This is a genomic window from Corallococcus sp. AS-1-12, assembly GCF_020036995.1.
In the GTDB taxonomy this organism is placed as follows: domain Bacteria; phylum Myxococcota; class Myxococcia; order Myxococcales; family Myxococcaceae; genus Corallococcus.
The window spans coordinates 1-18,871 of record NZ_JAIQDD010000002.1 but is presented as its reverse complement, the minus strand read 5'-3'; the positions used below and the strand labels follow the sequence as shown (position 1 = coordinate 18,871).

Annotated in this window: 13 protein-coding genes and 2 pseudogenes; 12 read left to right on the top strand and 3 right to left on the bottom strand. The window is 66.5% G+C overall.

Going from position 1 to position 18,871, the window contains the following annotated elements:
- The first annotated feature begins 192 nt into the window (after window positions 1-192).
- The 12 genes from K8556_RS02400 (at window position 193) to K8556_RS02345 (ending at window position 15,259) form a co-directional block, all read left to right on the top strand.
- On the top strand, window positions 193-471 hold the full coding sequence (locus K8556_RS02400; RefSeq protein WP_223738408.1) for a hypothetical protein: 279 nt from the start codon (window positions 193-195) through the stop codon (window positions 469-471).
- A 3-nt stretch (window positions 472-474) separates the two neighbouring features.
- Window positions 475-2,040, top strand: a complete 1,566-nt coding sequence (locus K8556_RS02395; RefSeq protein WP_223738805.1) for an efflux RND transporter periplasmic adaptor subunit — start codon at window positions 475-477, stop codon at window positions 2,038-2,040.
- Between the two features lie 4 nt (window positions 2,041-2,044).
- On the top strand, window positions 2,045-5,182 hold the full coding sequence (locus K8556_RS02390; RefSeq protein ID WP_223738407.1) for an efflux RND transporter permease subunit: 3,138 nt from the start codon (window positions 2,045-2,047) through the stop codon (window positions 5,180-5,182).
- A 12-nt stretch (window positions 5,183-5,194) separates the two neighbouring features.
- Window positions 5,195-5,737 (top strand): RNA polymerase sigma factor, encoded by a 543-nt coding sequence (locus K8556_RS02385; RefSeq protein WP_223738406.1) that lies wholly within the window; start codon window positions 5,195-5,197, stop codon window positions 5,735-5,737.
- Window positions 5,738-5,788: 51 nt separating this feature from the next.
- The gene (locus K8556_RS02380) at window positions 5,789-6,604 is read left to right on the top strand and encodes a hypothetical protein (protein ID WP_223738405.1); all 816 of its coding nucleotides are present in this window, start codon (window positions 5,789-5,791) and stop codon (window positions 6,602-6,604) included.
- 220 nt (window positions 6,605-6,824) lie between these two features.
- Entirely contained in the window at window positions 6,825-7,760 is a 936-nt protein-coding gene (locus tag K8556_RS02375) for a cation diffusion facilitator family transporter (RefSeq protein ID WP_223738404.1), read from the top strand.
- Entirely contained in the window at window positions 7,753-8,403 is a 651-nt protein-coding gene (locus K8556_RS02370; protein ID WP_223738403.1) for a cation diffusion facilitator family transporter, read from the top strand. Before K8556_RS02375 ends, K8556_RS02370 begins: the two co-directional genes overlap by 8 nt.
- A gap of 22 nt (window positions 8,404-8,425) precedes the next feature.
- On the top strand, window positions 8,426-8,809 hold the full coding sequence (locus K8556_RS02365; RefSeq protein ID WP_223738402.1) for a DUF3703 domain-containing protein: 384 nt from the start codon (window positions 8,426-8,428) through the stop codon (window positions 8,807-8,809).
- A 79-nt stretch (window positions 8,810-8,888) separates the two neighbouring features.
- The gene (locus tag K8556_RS02360; RefSeq protein ID WP_223738401.1) at window positions 8,889-9,218 is read left to right on the top strand and encodes a hypothetical protein; all 330 of its coding nucleotides are present in this window, start codon (window positions 8,889-8,891) and stop codon (window positions 9,216-9,218) included.
- Window positions 9,219-9,656: 438 nt separating this feature from the next.
- A complete protein-coding gene (locus K8556_RS02355; RefSeq protein ID WP_370639877.1) occupies window positions 9,657-10,793 on the top strand; it encodes a TolC family protein in 1,137 nt (378 codons plus the stop codon).
- The gene (locus K8556_RS02350) at window positions 10,790-12,088 is read left to right on the top strand and encodes an efflux RND transporter periplasmic adaptor subunit (RefSeq protein WP_223738400.1); all 1,299 of its coding nucleotides are present in this window, start codon (window positions 10,790-10,792) and stop codon (window positions 12,086-12,088) included. The genes K8556_RS02355 and K8556_RS02350 overlap by 4 nt, the downstream gene beginning before the upstream one ends.
- Before the next feature lie 9 nt (window positions 12,089-12,097).
- On the top strand, window positions 12,098-15,259 hold the full coding sequence (locus tag K8556_RS02345; RefSeq protein ID WP_223738399.1) for an efflux RND transporter permease subunit: 3,162 nt from the start codon (window positions 12,098-12,100) through the stop codon (window positions 15,257-15,259).
- A gap of 1,086 nt (window positions 15,260-16,345) precedes the next feature.
- Here the strand turns inward: K8556_RS02345 and K8556_RS02340 are convergent.
- The 3 genes and pseudogenes from K8556_RS02340 to K8556_RS02330 form a co-directional block, all read right to left on the bottom strand.
- A pseudogene (locus K8556_RS02340) lies at window positions 16,346-17,464 on the bottom strand (IS701 family transposase); the annotation flags it as partial.
- A gap of 77 nt (window positions 17,465-17,541) precedes the next feature.
- Complete coding sequence (locus K8556_RS02335; protein ID WP_223738398.1) at window positions 17,542-18,219, bottom strand: IS630 family transposase; 678 nt, start codon at window positions 18,217-18,219, stop codon at window positions 17,542-17,544.
- Window positions 18,220-18,225: 6 nt separating this feature from the next.
- A pseudogene (locus tag K8556_RS02330) lies at window positions 18,226-18,871 on the bottom strand (ISNCY family transposase); the annotation flags it as partial.

Genomic DNA, 18,871 nt, shown 5'->3' with positions numbered 1-18,871 from the left:
CCGCTACCGACATCTTCCAACCGCCTAGAGCCTGACGCCTCCCTTCACGGGAGACGTGTGCCGTGCGCGAGCCCTGCCGGGTCCGTGCGTGCGCATGCGCGTCCTCTTCGCCTGAAGCCCTGTCCATCCTCCCCGCGCACTCTCGCGCGGGAATTCACCGCCATGGGCGACTGCCCCGGCTGGAGTTTCCTCATGCGTTCGTTGCGCACCCTGTCCATCGTCGTCTCGCTTCTCACCCTTCCCGTCATCCCCGCGCTGGCCGAGGAGACCAAGCCCACCGAGAAGGCCCAGGCCGCCGAGGCCGAGAAGCCCAAGTGTGAGCACGGCATCCAAAAGTCCCTGTGCACTCGCTGCAACCCGAAGCTCGCGGCCGTCTTCAAGGCCAAGGGCGACTGGTGCGCGGAGCACGAGCGACCTGAGTCCCAGTGCTCTATCTGCAACCCAGAACTCTCCAAGAAGGGCGTGAAGTAGATGATGCCAGCCTCCCGCGTCGGTCCGGTGATGCTGTTGGCCCTGCTCGCCCTGGGCACAGCCAACTGCTCGAAGGGGTCGAAGCCCGCCGTGGCGGAGAAGTCCTCCGCGCCTCCGGCCGCCGCGGGAGGCGCTTCCGGCCCCTCCCAGTCCCTACATCTGTGCGAACACAAGGTGCCGGCGGAGCTGTGCACCCGGTGCAATCCGGACCTCATCGACGTCTTCAAGGCGCAAGACGACTGGTGCGAGGAGCACGGAGTGCCAGAGTCCCAGTGCCTCCAGTGCAACCCGAACCTCGCCTTCACCGCACAGGCCACCGCGCCAAAGGACTGGTGCAAGGAGCACTCGGTCCCCGAGTCGAAGTGCACCAAGTGCAACCCGGCGCTCGTCGCGAAGTTCATCGAGGCGGGCGACTACTGCCGGGAGCACGGCTTTCCGGAATCCGTCTGTCCGTACTGTCACCCTGAGCTGGTGAAGGCGGCGGGCGCGGAGCCGCCCACCTTCCCCGAGCCAGGAACGCGCGTTCGGCTCGCCTCCGCCGAAACCGCTCGAGAGGCCGGCATCCAGACACGTCGCGTGGAGAAGCGGCCCTTTTCTCGCACCCTGGACGTTGTTGGTCAGCTCGCCTTCAACAACAACCGGCTGGCTCAGATGTCGGCCCGAAGCGAGGCGCTGGTTCTGGAAGTCCGTGTGGACGTCGGCGACGAGGTGAAGGCCGGGCAACCCCTCGTGGTGATGACCTCCGGCGCCGTAGGCACAGACCAGGGGCGCCTCTCATCGGCCCAGGCACGGCTTGGAGTCGCGCGCGCCGCGCTCACACGCGAGCAGTCGCTCGTCGAGCGGGGCATCAGCGCACGCAAGGACCTGGAGCAAGCCCAGGCGGAGGTGGCCGAGGCCGAGGCCGAGCGCGACGCGGCCCGCGCATCCCTGACCGCCGCAGGGGCCTCCGTCCGCAGCCAGCAGGGGACCTACGTGATGACGGCGCCTTTCTCCGGCACCGTGGTGGCACGTGACGCCGTCCCCGGCAGGCAGGTGGGTGCGGGGCAGACGCTCCTCCAAATCGCTGACCTGGACACCATGTGGGCCCTCCTAGAGGTGCCCGAAGCCGACGCGGGAATGGTGCGCGCGGGCCAGCGCGTCACGCTCTCATTCGAGAGCATGCCCGGCGAGACGCGTGAGGCAACCCTCACCCGCGTGGGCGCCTCCGTGGACCCGGCCACCCGCACCGTGCGCGCCCGCGTGGAGCTGCCCAACCCGGACGGCGCCCTCAAGGCGGGGCTCTTCCTCCGCGCCAGGGTGCAGGTGACCGCCGAGCAGGAGTCCGTGCTGGTCCCCCGCGAGGCCATCCAACGCGCCGAGGGCCGCGCGCTCGTCTTCGTGAAGAAGGGCGCGGGCCTCTATGAGCCCGTCGTGGTGGAGCTGGGTGCCGGCACCCGTGAAGAAGTCGCCGTGGTGAAGGGACTCTCGGCTGGTGCGGAAGTCGTCACCACTGGCGCGTTCCTCCTCAAGACGGAAATCCTCAAGGAGTCCATCGGTGCGGGCTGCTGCGAGACAGAGGGAGGCGAATAGTCCCATGCTGACCCGAGTCATCGACTGGTCCCTAGCACACCGCTGGGCCGTCCTCCTTGGCACCCTGGCCCTCGTCATTTCGGGCCTGCTGGCCTTCCGGGCACTTCCCATCGACGCCATCCCTGACACCACGCCCACGCAGGTGCAGGTGAACACCATGGCCCCGGCCCTCACCCCTATCGAGGTGGAGCGGCAGCTCACCATCCCCATCGAGCAGGCGCTGGCGGGCCTGCCCCACGTCAGCGAGCTGCGTTCCATTTCCAAGTTCGGCCTGTCCCAGGTGACGCTCCAATTCAGCGACGGCACGGACCTGTGGTTCGCGAGGCAACAGGTTTCCGAGCGGCTCGGCCAGGTCTCTGTCCCCGCGGGCATCGAGCGCCCGACGATGGGGCCGGTGGCCACAGGCCTGGGCGAGGTCTTCCACTACCTCGTCAAGAGCCGGACGAAGAGCCTCGAGGAGCTGCGCACGCTGCATGACTGGGTCATCGCTCCACAGTTGCGCAGCGTGTCCGGCGTGGCAGAGGTGAATGCCTGGGGCGGCCAGGAGAAGCAGTGGCACGTCGTCGTGGAGCCGCGCCGCTTACAGCAATTCAATCTCTCGCTGCAGGACGTCTACCGCGCGCTGGAGGAGAACAACGCGAACGTGGGGGGCGGCATGGTGGAGCGCGGGGGCGCGGCGAGCCTCGTCCTCGGCGTGGGTGTCCTGGAGGACGGCAAGGCCGTCGAGGACGTCGTCGTCGCGGCGCACAACGGCGTGCCCGTGCGCATCCGGGATGTGGCCCGTGTGGAGGTGGGCCACGAAATCCGCCGGGGCGCCACCACGGCGGATGGTGAAGGCGAAGCCGTCCTGGGCCTGGGCTTCATGCTGGTGGGCGAGAACTCCCACACAGTGACGAAGGCATTGGCGCAACGGCTCGAGGAGGTGAAGCGCACCCTACCCCAAGACGTCTCCGTGGAGCCCGTCTACGAGCGCACCGAGTTGGTGGACCACGTGCTGCGCACAGTGCGAACCAACCTCCTTGAGGGTGCGCTCCTCGTCATCGCCGTCCTCTTCCTCTTCCTGGGCAACTGGCGCGCGGGGCTCATCGTCGCGGCGGCCATTCCCCTGTCCCTGCTGTTCGCCTTCAACGCGATGCTGCGCTTCGGCATCGCCGGCACCCTCATGTCGTTGGGAGCCATCGACTTCGGGCTCGTCGTCGACTCCTCCGTCATCCTCGTGGAGAACGCGGAGCGGCGGCTCGCCGAGGCCAGGGGGAGTCGGTCCATCCTCGAGGTGGTGCGCGACGCCGCCGTCGAGGTGCGCGGGCCCACCCTCTTCGGTGAACTCATCATCATGGTGGTGTACCTGCCCATTCTCGCGTTGGAGGGCGTGGAGGGAAAGCTGTTCCGCCCCATGGCGCTCACGGTCATCTTCGCCCTGCTGGGCAGCGCGCTGCTCTCCATGACGTTGATGCCGGTGCTGGCGTCCTTCGCCTTGAAGCGTGGCGGAGGGCACCACCGCGAGCCGCGCCTCGTCACCTTCCTCAAGCGCTGCTACCAGCCGGTCCTCGACTGGGCCCTCACTCACACTCGGGCCGTCCTCGCCGGCGCGGGGCTCCTCGTCGTGGGTGCACTCATCGCCGCCACGCAGCTCGGCAGCGAGTTCGTCCCACGCTTGTCCGAAGGCACGCTCGTCATCAACACCGTGCGCCTAGCCGAGGTCTCCCTCACCGAGTCCGTCCGCTATGGCACCGAGATTGAGAAGGTGCTGCTCGCCCGGTTCCCTGACGAGGTTCAACGCGTGTGGACGCGCACTGGCACGGCGGAGGTGGCCACGGACCCCATGGGCATCGAGCTGTCCGACGCCTTCATCACCCTCAAGCCGCGCGAGGCCTGGAAGCGGGCCGCCACTCAGGACGAACTCGTGGCGGAGATGAAGGCGGAGCTGGCGGACCTGCCCGGGATGCGCATGGCATTCCTCCAGCCCATCGAGATGCGCGTCAACGAGATGATTGCGGGCGTGCGCAGCGACGTGGGCATCAAGCTCTTCGGGGACGACCTGGACGTGCTGAAGGCCAAGGCCCGTGAGATTGAGGGCCTGGTCAAGGCCATCCCAGGCGCCGCCGACGTCACCGTGGAGCAGCTGACGGGCCAGCCCGTGCTCGAGGTGACAGTGGACCGAGAGGCCGTGGCCCGTCACGGCATTTCCACCCGTGCGGTGCTCGACATCGTCGAGGCGGTGGGCACCCGGAGCGTGGGCGAGGTGCGCGAGGGCGAGCGGCGCTTCGACCTGGCCGTGCGTCTGTCCGAGGAGTACCGGGATGACCCGGCGAAGCTGGCCACGATACCGGTGACGGGGCCCGGGGATGCACGCGTGCCGCTGGGGCGGCTTGCCCGCATCCGCGAGGTGTCCGGGCCCACCACGCTCCAGCGAGAGTGGGGCAAGCGCCGCATCGTCGTGCAGGCCAACGTGCGCGACCGAGACCTCGGCGGCTTTGTCGAGGCGGTGCGCCACGCGCTGGACGAGAAGCTGGAGCTGCCCGCGGGCTACTACCTCCGCTTCGGCGGACAGTTCGAGCACCTGGAGCGTGCCCAGGCGCGCCTGCTCATCGTGGTGCCGCTAGCCCTGGCCCTCATTTTCCTCCTGCTCTACCTCACCTACCGGCGCGTCCTCGACTCCGTGCGTATCTTCGCGGGAGTGCCCTTCGCACTGGTAGGCGGAGTGCTCGCGCTCCTGCTGCGGGGACTGCCCTTCTCCATCTCCGCCGCAGTGGGCTTCATCGCCCTCTCCGGGGTGTCGGTGCTGGGAGACATGGTGCTCGTCTCACGCGTGCGCTCCCTCCTCGATGCAGGCCACGCATTGAGCGAAGCTATCCGCGAAGCGGCCCTCTCACGCCTGCGGCCCGTGCTGATGACGGCCGCCGTAGCCGCCATCGGATTTCTGCCCATGGCGCTCAACACAGGCGTGGGAGCGGAAGTCCAGCGACCTCTCGCCACCGTGGTTATCGGCGGCATCCTCTCCTCCACACTGCTCACCCTGGTGGTGCTTCCGGTCCTCTACTCCGTGTTCGGCGGTGGGCGGCAAGCCCCCCTCCTGAGCCCCCCTGCTCGGGCAAGCGTTACGCAGGCACCCGAGGGGGAGTCAACCCGTGCGGCGAGTTGAGAGGCCCAGCCCATGAGCCCAGAGACACTCACGCTCCTGCTCCAAAACCGGCAGCGATTCCTCGCCTTTCTGACGCCACGCATCGGCAGTGCCGAGGGGGCCGAAGAGGTCCTCCAGTCCGCGCTCCTTAAGGGAGTAGAGAGTGGGGCCACCCTGCGCCATGAGGAGAGCGCGGTGGCCTGGTTCTATCGGCTGCTGCGCAATGCACTCATTGACCGCCACCGGCGCCAAAAGCGCGAGGAGCACGCCCGGCGCGAATGGGTCGGTGACAGCCTGCTGTCCACTGAGGATGCAAACGAGCTGGAGAGGACTGTCTGCACATGCATCTCTGCCCTCGTCACTACTTTGAAGCCGGAGTACGCGGAGGCCCTGCGCAGGGTGGATCTAGAAGGTCAGAGCCTCGCGGCGCTCGCCGAAGCGGCTGGCATCACCCCCACCAACGCCAAGGTCCGCCTCCACCGGGCCCGGCAGGCACTGGGCAGGAGGCTGGTGCAGTCCTGCGGCCCCTCCTGCTGCGAGCGAGGCTGCGTGGACTGTCCATGTGAGCCAGCCTGAGATGAGAGCCCTGCATCGCACCCGGGACCGGACCAGCACATGCCCACCCCTATGATGGAACGCCTCGCGGATGGCGACGCTGCAGCCGCCTTCATCGCCGTTGCGGCGCTGGGCCTCTGCGGCGCGATGCTGCACGAAGGCTGGCGAGGCACTAAAGCGCGCTGGGCGCGCACCGCGTCCATATTCGTGATGGTCCTCGTGCTCGTGCTGGCTGCCCTACCCGCCCTCGAAACAGTTCTGCCTGGGCAGCCACTTGCTGCCGTCGAAGTGACGGAGAAGGGACAGAGCATCCCCCTCCCTCCTTCTGTGAATGGAAGGGTCCTCGTCGTGGTGAGGGGCAGGCTCGCCCAAACAGGCGACACCGAAATCCTGTTTTCGATAGCGGGAATGGAGGAGATGATACGTGGGACGCTGGAGCGGTCGCGTACCTACATCCGGGCGAAGCGCGGGCGCACCCATGTCTGGCGCAACCGATTGAGCTTCCATCAGCGAGGCTCCATCCCGCGAGGCGTACACGCGCTGACGGTGGAGCAGTTGGAGGGGAGCCTTGAAGGCCCTTTGCGCGTGGAGTTCTACCGCAACCGGTGGCCCCCCCTTCTTGTATCCTGGGCTGCGGGCCTCGTGCTGCTCACAGCCTCGGTGCTTCAAGCCCGCCTCCAGCTCCGCCGATACGCGCTCTGGGCTGGTACTGCGCTCGGAACGAGCCTGTTCATCTACAACTGGGGCGAACCCCGCGCCGACATCACGTTCGCTGCGGCCTGCCTCTTCTTGGGATTCACAGTGGGCGCTCCCATAGGGTGGTTGGCGTCCCAAGCACTGCGGGCGCGGTCCCCTTCGCCTGCTCGACGGCGAAGAAACCGGAGCTGAGCTCCAGGCAGCCATGAGAATTCGGAGGTCGGGGAAGGCGTGCACTCCCATCGGGCGCTGGCGGGGCCGCTTCGTCAGCGTCCGCGCGCGACAAAAACGTGGAGGTGTAACCCTGGGCAAATCCGTTCGTCAGCCCAGGTAGATTTCAGGAAGTCCCTGCTGGCACACCGGAAAAGGAGTGTGCAGCGGAACTGTTTTCACTCTGGAGGCACCCACGCCCATGTCAGGTTCCCACAGTCACGCACCCGATTCACCCGGACGGGCATTTGCCATCGGTGTAACCCTCAATTTGGCCTTCGTTGCTGTCGAGGCCACCTTCGGCGTCATCTCCAACTCTCTGGCGCTAGTGGCGGATGCCGGCCATAACCTGAGCGACGTCCTCGGGTTGATGCTCGCCTGGGGGGCGAGCATCCTGGCTAGGCGAAAGCCGACAGCCCGCCACACCTATGGTCTGCGCAGTTCGTCCATCCTGGCAGCCCTCCTCAATGCCCTCCTCCTGCTCGTCGCCGTGGGCGCTATCGGATGGGAGGCTGTGCAGCGCGTCGGAGAGCCCGCTCCTGTCTCCAGCGTCACCATCATGGCGGTAGCCGGGGTGGGCATCATCATCAACACCGCCACGGCCATGCTCTTCTGGAAGGGCCGCAAGGACGACCTCAACATCCGGGGTGCATTCCTCCACATGGCTGCGGACGCAGGAGTGTCGCTCGGTGTCGTCCTGGCCGGCGCCCTCATCCATTTCACCGGATGGGCATGGCTCGACCCCGTGGTGACGCTCCTCATCGCAGTCCTCATTTTCTGGGGGACATGGGGACTACTCAAAGACTCCGTCAATCTCGCCTTGCATGCAGTGCCGCAGAACATCGACATGACCTTGGTACGGGAGCAGCTGAGCCGAGCACCTGGCGTCGTCGACGTGCATGACCTGCACGTCTGGGCCATAAGCACTACCGAGGCGGCCCTCACCGCGCATCTCGTCGTTCGGGGGATACAACTGGACGACCCGCTCCTCGACCGCATGAAGCGGCAACTCCACGATGAGTTCGGCATCGAGCACGTCACGCTCCAGGTGGAGGCGGGGCAGCTTTCCAACTGCTGCAACATCGCGCCCGCCGAGGAGCCTGTCGTGGCGCACCCTGGAGAGGAAAATCATGTCTGAGACGGCCACCTTCCCCGACGGAAGACTGCCGATTCTCAAACGGGCCAAGGCATTGACGCTGGTCACCGTGGGATGGAACCTCATCGAGGGCACCATCGCCGTGGCCGCAGCCCTCGCTGCCGGCAGCGTGGCGCTACTCGGCTTCGGAGTGGACAGCTTCGTGGAGAGCACTTCCGCAGCCATCATGCTGTGGCGCCTCTCGGCGGAGCGGCGAGCTCGGCGCACTCCCGGGGAACTGGAGCAACTGGACCGCCGCGCGCACCGGCTCATCGGACTGTCACTCTTCGCGCTGGCCGCATTCGTGGCATGGGAAGCATCGACATCGCTTCTGAACAGCGAGCGGCCCAAGACGAGCCTCGTCGGCCTCATTCTTGCGACTGTCTCACTGGCGGTAATGATGTGGCTCGCGCGCGCGAAAAAGCGGACCGCCGTGGCCCTGGGCAGCCGCGCCATGGAAGCCGATGCCCTCCAGACCACTGCGTGCTGGTGGCTGTCCCTCATCACCTTGGGTGGTATCGGCCTCAACGCGGCTTTCGGTTGGTGGTGGGCGGACCCAGTGGCCGCCCTTGGGATGACGCTCTTCCTTGTGAAGGAAGGCCGGGAAGCGTGGCGGGGCGAGGACACCTGCGCTGCGTGTCACTGACGCATCAGAAGGAGGCGCCTTGATGGAACCGAAGTTGCGAATTCATTTCGAGAAGGAACTGCGACAAGCCTCCGAGGCCGAGGCCAAAGGCCACCTCCAACTGGCGTGGCATTCGCTGGAACGCGCTCACATTCTGAGCCAGGCTCACGCGTGGCCTCATCTTCAGGTCCACCTAGCCATGTTCTGCTTCGCATGGAGGAGAGGAAACCTGAGCGAGCTGGCCGGACAGTTGCCCCGATTGCTGCTGGCCGCCCCTGGCTCCTGGCTCGGGCGCGCTCCCCTCGGCAACACCGGAGGCGCCAACGTGGGCATCTTCACGCCCATGCCCATTCCAGGGGACCTCCAGGCCATCTTCCAAGAAGCTGCCCGGCAGGAAGGGCAAGGGCCCCCCAGGCAGGCCCCCTGAACGAGGTGAATCCGTGCGCCAGCAAACCGTGACCACCAGCCGTATTGCCTTCTTCCACTAAAGTCACTACGAAGACACCGTGCTGCGCCTTCTGATGTTCATCGTGCTGGTCAACGGCCTCGTGCCTTCCTTCGGGGAGGCCGTCGAGATGGCCGTTCACTACGCGGCGTCCGGGCATCTCGCGCACTCCATTGCGGACGAGTCAGACCTGGGAGAGTCCAGCCGGGAGCACGGCTGTGGCCCAACCGAGCACCATTGCGGGTGCTGCCCCAGCCAGTCCGTCATTCCTGAATCCCTGCCGTCACCGGGTTGGGCCATCACGGTCAAACCGCCGAAGATTGTCGGGCAGAACCAGGAGGCGGCCGAGGAAGTGCGTCCCCGCCTCCTGCGTCCGCCTATATCGGCCTAACGGCCGGTTCGTGCGCCCCTCCACCTCCAGCCGTGCTGTGGCCGTGACGTCCCGCGGCCATGCGCGTGCGGCAATTCTCGCACGCTTACGGGGACTCTCGCTTCGAGAGACCGGGAGATAGGCCGCGCCTTCGCGCCGATGACGCGCGAACGGACCGGACGCATGTGCCTGCTCAGGCGTGCCCGGTACCGCCATGCGCGGCGCCGGCCTTGGGCCATCTCTCATCCACTCATCAGCTGCGGCTGACGCTGCAGGTGTGCTCGCGTCCTGACGGTCTGACTCCGCCGGTTCCGCACATCCTCCAGCCCAGGCGCGGCCCTACCTCTTTTCAATTTGGTGAGCGTCGTGTCTCCATCAATCCGTCTCATAAGTCTGCTCCCGCTCCTGCTCGTCGCGGTGCCGGCCTTCGCGGCCCGCCCTCTCACGATGGAGCAAGCTGTGGCACTCGCACTCGAACGCAGCCCCCGACTCATTTCCACCCAGGCCGATGCCGCCGCAGCTCGAGCTCAGCTTTCGGGAGCATCCCTCCTGTTCCAGACCAATCCGGACCTACAAGTCGCCGTCGGCCCACGCTTTCGCGCGAGTGGGAACAACGTCGACGTGGGCGCCGGGGTGAGCCAACAACTGGAACTCTTCGGCCAGCGCGGAGCGCGCAGGGACGCCGCAGCGGCGACACTTTCCGCGAGCGAGTCGCGCCTCGCGGTCTCTCAGGTAGAGCTCGCGGCCGAAGTGCGCCAAGCCTTCGGCAGGGCCCTCGCGGCCGAGCAGGAACTGCAACTGGCCAATGATGCACTCGTACTCGCAGAGCAGGGCCGGGATGCCGCAGAGCAGCGACTGCAGGCTGGAGCCGCCTCTCGCATCGAAGTGAACACCGCGCGGGTGGCGCTGGGCCAGACCCAGCGTGCCCGTGTTCGCGCCGTCCAGCGCCGGACGCAGGCCCTCGGAGAGCTGCGACTGCTGCTGGGCATCGAACCAACTGAGGACATCGCACCCGAAGGGAACCTGCGCGCGGAGGCGGCCGCGCCCCCAATCCTTTCCGTCCTCCTGGAGCGAGCGGCGGCGCAACGCGCGGACCTCAAGGCAGCCAAGGCCGAGTTGGAGGCAGCCCAGGCAGAGGTCCGGCTCGCCAGCCGGGGGGCGCTACCCCGCCCTCGATTGGGGGTGAGCTACAGCCAGGAGGAGGACGCCCAAATCGTCCAAGGCACACTCGGCATCGACCTGCCCCTCTTCAACCGCAACCAAGCGGCGCGAGGGATTAGCACGGCACGGGCGGCCCAGGCGGAGCGGGCGCTCGCCGCCACCGAACGCTTCGTGCGTTCCGAGGTGGTGCTCGCCCTCGAGCGCTACCGCACTGCCCTGTCAGCCGCGGAGGTGTTCGGCGGCGATGTGATGGCGGCCGTGCAAGAGAACTTAAAGCTGATCAATGAGGCCTATCGGGCCGGGAAGGTGGACTTCCTGGAGCTGCTCATCATCCGGCGCGAGGCCCTCGATACGAGCCGTAGCTACATCGAGGCCCTTGAGGAACTCAACGCCGCGGAGGCCCAACTCAAGAAAGTGGTGGGGAACATCCAATGAACGTTCACACGAATCTGTCCATCGTCCTGGCGGCGGCCCTTCTTCTGGCCAGTTGCTCCGACAAGAAGGCCGCCCCCCCCTCCGATGAAGCGAAGACGGCCCCGTCCGGCAAGGAGACGAAGGGCAAGCCCCACGCCGAAGAAGAGGGCCACGACCACGAGAAGGAAGAAGGCGAAACCCATGGTGAGGGGGGAGAAAAACATGACGAGGTCATCACCCTCACGCCAGAGGCGCTGCGCTCGGCGCAGCTCCAGTTGGCCCAGGCAGAGGCAAAGCCCCTCGTAACCGGCCTCATCGTGCCAGCGCGTATCACCTTCACCCAGCAAGGCGTAGCCAGAGTGGCCTCCCGCGTTCCAGGACGACTCGCCACCATCCAGGTAGCTCTCGGCCAGAAGGTGAAAAAGGGGGAGGTGCTGGGCCATCTCGAGAGCCCTGAGCTTGGCCAGGCGCGAGCGGACTACCTCTCCGCCGCGACCAAGGCGCGCGTGGCGGAGCAGAACTTCCGCCGGGAGAAGGATCTGCTTGCTAAAGGAATCACCAGCGAGCGGGACATGCGCGAGGCGGAAAGCACCTTCGTCACCGCCGAGGCGGAGCGCAACGCCGCCGACGGCCGGCTTCATGCGCTCGGCCTTTCCGACGGAGAAATCAGCACGCTGCGTAGCAACGAGCACTACAGCTCGCGCTTTCCGGCCATCAGCCCACTGACAGGCACGGTGGTGGAGATTTCGGGCACGGTGGGCCAGGCGGTGGAGGCGGCCACGTCCCTCTTCACGGTGGCGGACCTCACGGAACTCTGGGTGCAGTTGGACCTGACGGAGTCTCAGCTCCCGCAGGTCCATGCCGGTCAGCCGGTGGAAATCACCGTCCAAGCACGGGCGGGCCAGCGCTTCACGGGCCGCGTGGACTACATCGGAGACGTCGTTGATGAGAAGACTCGCACCATTCCGGTACGAGTCGTGGTGTCCAACACCGATGGGGCGCTCAAGCCGGGCATGTTCGCCCAGGCGGAAATCGCCACCACCTCGGGAGAGACACGAGACTCTGGCTCCGCCTCGCCCACACGCATCGTTGTCCCACGAGAGGCCGTGCAAAAGGTCGGCGAAGAGCAGGTGGTCTTCGTCCCAGCCGGCGAGAACCGCTTCCGCCCCGTCGAGGTCCAGACTGGCGCCAGTTCCGCCCAGGACGTGGAAATCCTCTCAGGTCTTCAGCCCGGTACCTCCTTCGTCACGCAAGGAGCCTTCATCCTCAAGTCCGAACTCTCGAAGGAGAGCATGGGCGAGGGCCACTCCCACTAGGCGGGCGCCATGTTCGACAGGCTCATCCACTTTTCCATCAAGAACCGCATCCTCATCTTCATCCTGACGGCGGTGCTCGTCGGCTTCGGCCTCAACGCGCTGCGCTCACTGCCCATCGACGCGGTACCGGACGTCACCAACGTGCAGGTCCAAATCCTCACATCCTCGCCGGGCCTTGGGCCCGTAGAGGTGGAGAGGTTCATCACCGTGCCCGTCGAGACCGCGATGAGCGGCTTGCCGGACACCGAGGAAATTCGCTCCGTCTCCAAGTTCGGGCTGTCCGTCGTCACCGTCGTCTTCAAGGACGAAGTGAACATCTACTTCGCGCGGCAGCTCATCCAGGAGCGGCTGACAGCGGCGCGCGAAAGCATCCCCGAAGGCTACGGCTCTCCGGAGATGGGGCCCATCTCCTCGGGCCTGGGAGAAATCTACCAGTTCGAAGTACGGGGCGAGGGTCAGGGCCCCATGGAGCTGCGCAGCATCCTGGAGTGGCAGGTTTCCCCGCGGCTACGTGCCGTGCCCGGCGTCGTCGAGGTCAACGCCTTCGGCGGAGAGCTCAAGACTTATGAGGTGCAGGTGGACCCCTCCAAGCTCACGGCCTACGGCCTGTCTCTGGGCCAGGTGTTCCAATCCCTGGAGGAGAACAACGCCAACGCCGGAGGCGCGTACATCGCACGCGGCCCGGAGCAGGTGCTCATCCGTGGCGAAGGCCTTGTGGAGACACTGGATGATATCCGCAGCATCGTCCTCTCCACGTCTCCACAAGGAGTCCCGGTCTATGTCCGAGACGTTGCCAACGTGGCGTTCGCTCCACAGGTCCGCCAGGGCGCTGTGACGCGTGACGGCCGGGGCGAGGCCGTCACGGGCATCGTGATGATGCTCATCGGGCAGAACTCGCGCGAGGTGGTCAACGACGTGAAGGCCGAGGTGGAGAAGATCCGCCCCACCCTGCCTCCTGGCGTCACCATCGACACCTTCTACGACCGCACGGACCTCGTCCGGAAAACCATCCAAACGGTGGCGAAGAACCTCGTCGAGGGCGGTCTGCTCGTCATCGTCGTGCTCTTCGTCATGCTGAGAAACCTGCGCGCGGGACTCCTGGCCGCCGCGGCCATTCCCCTGTCCATGCTCTGCGCCTTCATCGGGATGCGGGCGCTGGGCGTCTCCGGAAACCTGATGTCCCTGGGAGCCATCGACTTCGGCCTCATCGTCGACGGCGCGCTCATCATCGTGGAGAACGCGGTGCGGCACATTTCGGAGCAGAGCCACACGCTGGGCCGGGCCCTCACGCGTGAGGAGCGCGACGAAGTCGTCTATCGCAGCGCGGTGGAGGTGAGACAGGCGGCCGCGTTCGGTGAAGTCATCATCGGCGTGGTCTATCTGCCCATCCTCGCCCTGAGCGGCATCGAGGGGAAGATGTTCAAGCCCATGGCCATCACGGTCATCTGCGCCTTGGCGGGGGCCTTCGTCCTGTCACTCACCTTCATCCCGGCCCTCGCCTCCGTCCTGCTTCCCCGAAGGGCGAAGGAGCAGGAGAGCTTCATCGTCCGCGGGGCGCGCCGTGTCTACGAGCCCGCGCTGTCCTGGTGCCTCCGGCGGCGCGGGGTGGTGGTGGGCATCGCGGGAGGCCTGCTCGCGGTGAGCCTGGCCACGGTGCCCTTCCTGGGTGCGGAGTTCATTCCCCGGCTGGATGAGGGAGCCCTCGCGCTGCAGGCTTGGCGTGTGCCCTCGGTCTCGCTGGAGGAGTCGGTGCGACAGACGGGCCTCATCGAAAAGGTGCTCAAGCGATTTCCCGAGGTCACCACCGTAATCTCCCGTACGGGGCGCGCGGAGATAGCGACAGACCCCATGGGCGTGGAGATCAGCGACATCTTCGTCATGCTCAAACCGCATGAGGAGTGGACGACGGCGGAGGACCGCGAGGGGCTCATCGCCCGCTTCAACGAAGCGCTCACGAAGGAGGTGCCCGGCACCCTCTTCAGCTACTCGCAACCCATCGAACTTCGGGTCAGCGAGCTCATCTCCGGCGTGCGCTCGGACGTGGCACTCAAGCTCTATGGCGAGGACCTGGACGTGCTGAAACAGACGGGAGACAAGCTCGCCGCCGCGCTGGCCAAGGTCCCAGGCGCCGCAGACGTCAAGGCCGAGCAGGTGGCGGGGCTCCCTGTCGCGCGCATCCAGATAGACCGGCAGGCCATCTCCCGCTACGGCATCAACGCCCGGCAGGTGCTGGACACCATCGAGGCCATCGGTGGCAAGGAGGTGGGAACGGTGCTGGAGGGCCAGCGGCGCTTCGCGCTCCAGGTGCGCTTCGCACCAGGCGCTCGGCAGAGCGTGGAGCAACTCGAGGGAATCCGCGTGGCCAGCCCTTCCGGACAACTCATCCCGCTCTCACAGCTCGCGCGCATTGTCGTGGAGGAAGGCCCCGCCCAGGTGAGCCGGGAGAACATCCAGCGACGACTCACCATCGAGGCCAACGTGCGCGGGCGAGACCTCCAGAGCTTCGTCACGGAGGCCCAGTCGGTCATCGCGCGCGAGGTCAAGCTGCCGACGGGCTACTGGGTGAGCTGGGGCGGACAGTTCGAGAACCTCCAGTCCGCGTCGAGCCGGCTCGCAATCGTGGTGCCCCTCACCCTCTTCCTCATCTTCGTGTTGCTCTACACCACGTTCAACGCGGTGCGGCCGGCCCTCCTCATCTACCTCAACATCCCCTTCGCGGTGACAGGTGGACTGCTGGCGCTCTTGGTGCGGGGAATGCCGCTGTCCATCTCCGCGGCAGTGGGCTTCATCGCCCTCTTCGGAGTGGCGGTGCTCAACGGACTGGTCCTGGTGGCCTACATCCTAAAGCTGCGTCAGGACGGCCTGTCGCCGGCCCAGGCCGCCCACGACGCGGCCCACGTGCGCCTTCGGCCGGTCCTCACCACCGCGCTGGTGGCCTCGCTGGGCTTTCTCCCCATGGCATTCTCCACCGGGGCCGGCGCGGAGGTGCAGAAGCCGTTGGCCACCGTCGTCATCGGCGGGCTCTTCAGCTCCACGCTGCTCACGCTGCTGGTCCTGCCCACCGTCTACACCTGGTTCGACCGCGGCCGCCCCAAGGTCGTCCCCGTCCCCCCAGAACAGTCCCCTGCACCCACGGGACACTCTCCGGTCGCCGAAGGAGGGGCCGCATAAAGGGCTGTGCCTACCGAAAACTCGGTCGCTGCGTCATGGGGGCATCTGTTCAGCATCCGGCAGTGCGACAAGGCAGGCTAGGTCATCAACCCAGCCTGCCAAGACCACGGCCCAGCCTGCCCCCTGCTTCAGGCTGGGCGCCCTCCCCGTGAACGGCCACCGGCGCGCGGCTTTGAGCGACGCCCACCACCGGAATGCACGGCCGGCAGGGCTTCCGCCGGGGGCCACAGGCAGGACCGAACCGTACCGGCGTAGGTGGTAGTCGAGCATGGGGCAGCACCAGGACCCGCATGTCCCGCCCAGACCTGTGCGAGGCATACCTACTCCCTCCCCTTCTGAAGGATGCTGGACGCCATCCCCAATCCGCGCTACTCGGGGAAACAGCCGCAGGGAAGTTTGCGGAGACTCAATCGGCCCCCGAATTTTCCCGACTTCGCCTAACCCCAGGATTTTTCTCGTGTTTTCCGTCGCAGTCTCTGGAGAGGGCGCAGAGAACGAGTTCGCGCAGGGCTTCGTTCGGGGAGCAAAAAAGAAGGCCCTGCCCTAACCCGGCAGGGCCTTTTTACTTGTCCAGTGGCCTCGCGCTGAACGTCGCGGAACCTTCGTGCTTGAGCCGCTGAATCCCAAGGGAGTCTGGCTCGCGGTGCTGAAGAGAGCCTTCTCGGCTCTCCCCCCGCAGAGCGAGATGACCCCTCTTCTGCGCCACCGGCTGGGCTCTCCGGACCGCTCTTTCACCCGTTCTAGGGAGAGACAGGCCGAGAGCGGTTAACAGGTGCTGTTCACTTTTGGGGCAGCGGTTAATCCTACAGCTGCAGTTTGAATCGCGCCCTTCGGGCCCGGAAGTGACACTGCATGGCCACGGCTTGGTGGTGGCGTCTCCAGCGACTCCACGCCAGGACATGCGCAAGTGGAGCCGCCACACGCCGCAGAAGCGCTACCAGAAGTGCTCGCACTTCCTGGACGGACTAGCGGACGAAGCCTGTCAGTGAAGGCCGCGCCGGGCGAGAAACGTGCGCATGGGGTTTCTGCGCCTCGGCAGGCCGAGCGCTTTGGGGGCAGGCCCTCCTGGAGTTGCAGATTGGCCACGGCACGCGCGGCGGCGAGAAAGACGTGTGCCACCAGGCACAGCGTCAAATGCCGGTGCCAGGCCGTCCAGGCGCGCACCTCATAGTCGGCGAGGCCCACCTCGTTCTTGGCGGATTCGAAGTCCTCCTCCACGGCCCACCGACTGCCCGCTGCCTGCACCATTGACTCCAGCGAGGCGTTGCGCCGGGCATGGGCGACGTAAAAGGCCACCTTGCCGTCCGCGAGGCTTCTGCGGAATAGCAGCCACCGCGACAGGCCCAGGTGCTGGTTGCGACGCATGCGCGCCCAGTCATAGAGACGTGGGCCTTTGCTACCCGCGCCCGCCGACAGACGCACCCAGACCTCCGGTGGGACTTCTTGCACCATGTCGCCCGGCTTCACTTGGTAGAAGCCACGCCAGACGTGCGTGTTGGAGGCCACCGCCAGCACGTAGGGCTGGTGCAAGTCTTCGAGGAAGCGGCGAAGCGTGTTGTCGCGGCCATAGACTTCGTCGCCCACCACCCACGCGGGCTTCAGTCCCGCGCCCAGCGCCCGCTGCAGCATGCCTTGCGCCAAGGCCGGTTTGGATTCAAAGCCCACCTCGTCCGGAATCCCTCCCGCATGGCGGCGGGCCGCGTCCTCCGTCCACGGCTCCGGCAGGTAGAGTTCTCGGTCCACCAGCGCATGCCCCAAAGGCGTCACGTACGACAGGAAGACGCCCACTTGCGCGTTCTCCACCTTGCCCGCAGTGCCCGTGTACTGGCGCGCGACGCCCACGGACTTCTCCCCCTTCTTCAAAAAGCCCGTCTCGTCCACCGCGAGAATGCCGCCTTCGCCCAGCGCGCTGCGTGCGTATTCCAGCACGTCGTCGCGCACCGCATCCGCGTCCCACTTCGCACGCAGCAGCAGGTGCTGGAAGGCATAGGGCGCTCGATGCCCTGCCTCCTCCGAAAGGCCCTACACATTCTTGCGCTGCACTCGCCCCAGCAGCGCCTTCACTTACTCGACTGCGGTGGCATGCGCCTCGCGCCTGCGGAAGTGCGGCTGCAGCCAAGCACCTACCGCCTCCAGTTCCGTCGCGAGACGGCCGACCAACCGGACTTCCGGCGCCTGCGCTTCTGTGGCCGATAGCTGCTGCATGGGAAGCCTCGCTCCTCCCCCTCTTGTTTCTTCAACAGGAGGAGGGCCGCAGAGACTTCCGAACTACGGCTGTAGGACTAATCCTTTGGCCGGGTGAAGTCCGTGGGTTGGTAATGGAACTTCGCTCGGGCCTTCGGCACGGTGAATTGCCAGCGAATCTGGATCCGGTGGCGGTTGGCCCACTCCTGCCATGCCTGCGTTTCACAGCGGAGCTTGTCGAGCGTGGGGGTGCGCCGACGCCCCAAACACTGACGGGAGAGCAGGGAAATTTCCACCTCCGCCTGATTGAGCCAACTGCCGTGGACAGGCGTGTAGTGTGGAGTGAATCGACGCCAGAGCCGACGCCCTGCACGTACCCCGTACCGCACCTCCAACGCATGGCGGCTGTGGGCACTGAGATTGTCCAGCACCAGGTGGATAGTGCTCGCCTCCGGGTATCTCTCGGCGATGCCCTGGAGGGCTTCGGCAAACGCCGGACTCTTTCTATTGGGCGTGGCCTTCACGAAATGCCACCCCGCCTTGGGCTCCACCTCACAGAAGAGATTGGCCGTGCCACAGCGTAAGTAGGCGTAGTCCCTACGTGCCTCACGCCCAGGGCAGGCGGGTGATGCTGGGCGCACCCACTCCAGCAACTGCACGGGCCGCTCATCGAAGCATACGACGGGTTCAGTGGAGCACAAGGGCTGCTGGTACAACTCCAGCACGTCTTCCATTCGCTCGGCGTACTGGGCGTCCAGCTTTGGCACGCACCACATTTTTTTCTACGTCGGCAAATATGGCCTGAGCGTCTCTTCGACGCCTCGGAGGTAGCCGTCCGGGTCGTCGCGAAAGCGTCGGCCCATGATGCGGGGGACGCGTCGGGCTTCGAGTTGAGCACGGAGCTGCCGCCAGTCGTCGAGGTCCCCAGGCGCCAGGAGGGCGGCGTCGAGTTCAGGCAGCAGTTGGGCCGCGGCGATGGCTGGCAGCCGGACTGCACCGCGCACGACGAGGCTCGCGCTGCCACGCACGCGGCCCGAGGTCCGCCGCTCATGGTAGCGGCAGGTGCCGAAGAGGTGCTCCAAGGCATTATCGGTGCGGGGCAAGTCTGACACGTCGTAGCAGTGAAAGAGGCCCTTCCAGTAGCGACGCGTTTCCAGGAGGAAATGGGCCAGGGCCTGGCGCAGCAGGCCCCGGTGGCGGCGCGTCCAGCGCACCAGGGCGGCCAGCAGGGCCGACAGGCGGCGGCGCACGCCCGCGGCATCCAATCCAGGCTCATTCTGGAGAATGGTCGCGGTGCGCTCCACCCACCGGTAGGCACGTGCGAGGGCGGGCCACATGGAGGCGGTGGCGTGGCGTGCTTTGCGCAGCACCGCCCGCAGGCGGCTCAACTCCGGGACGCAGGCCCCCCTTTTTCCACCCGCTCCAGGC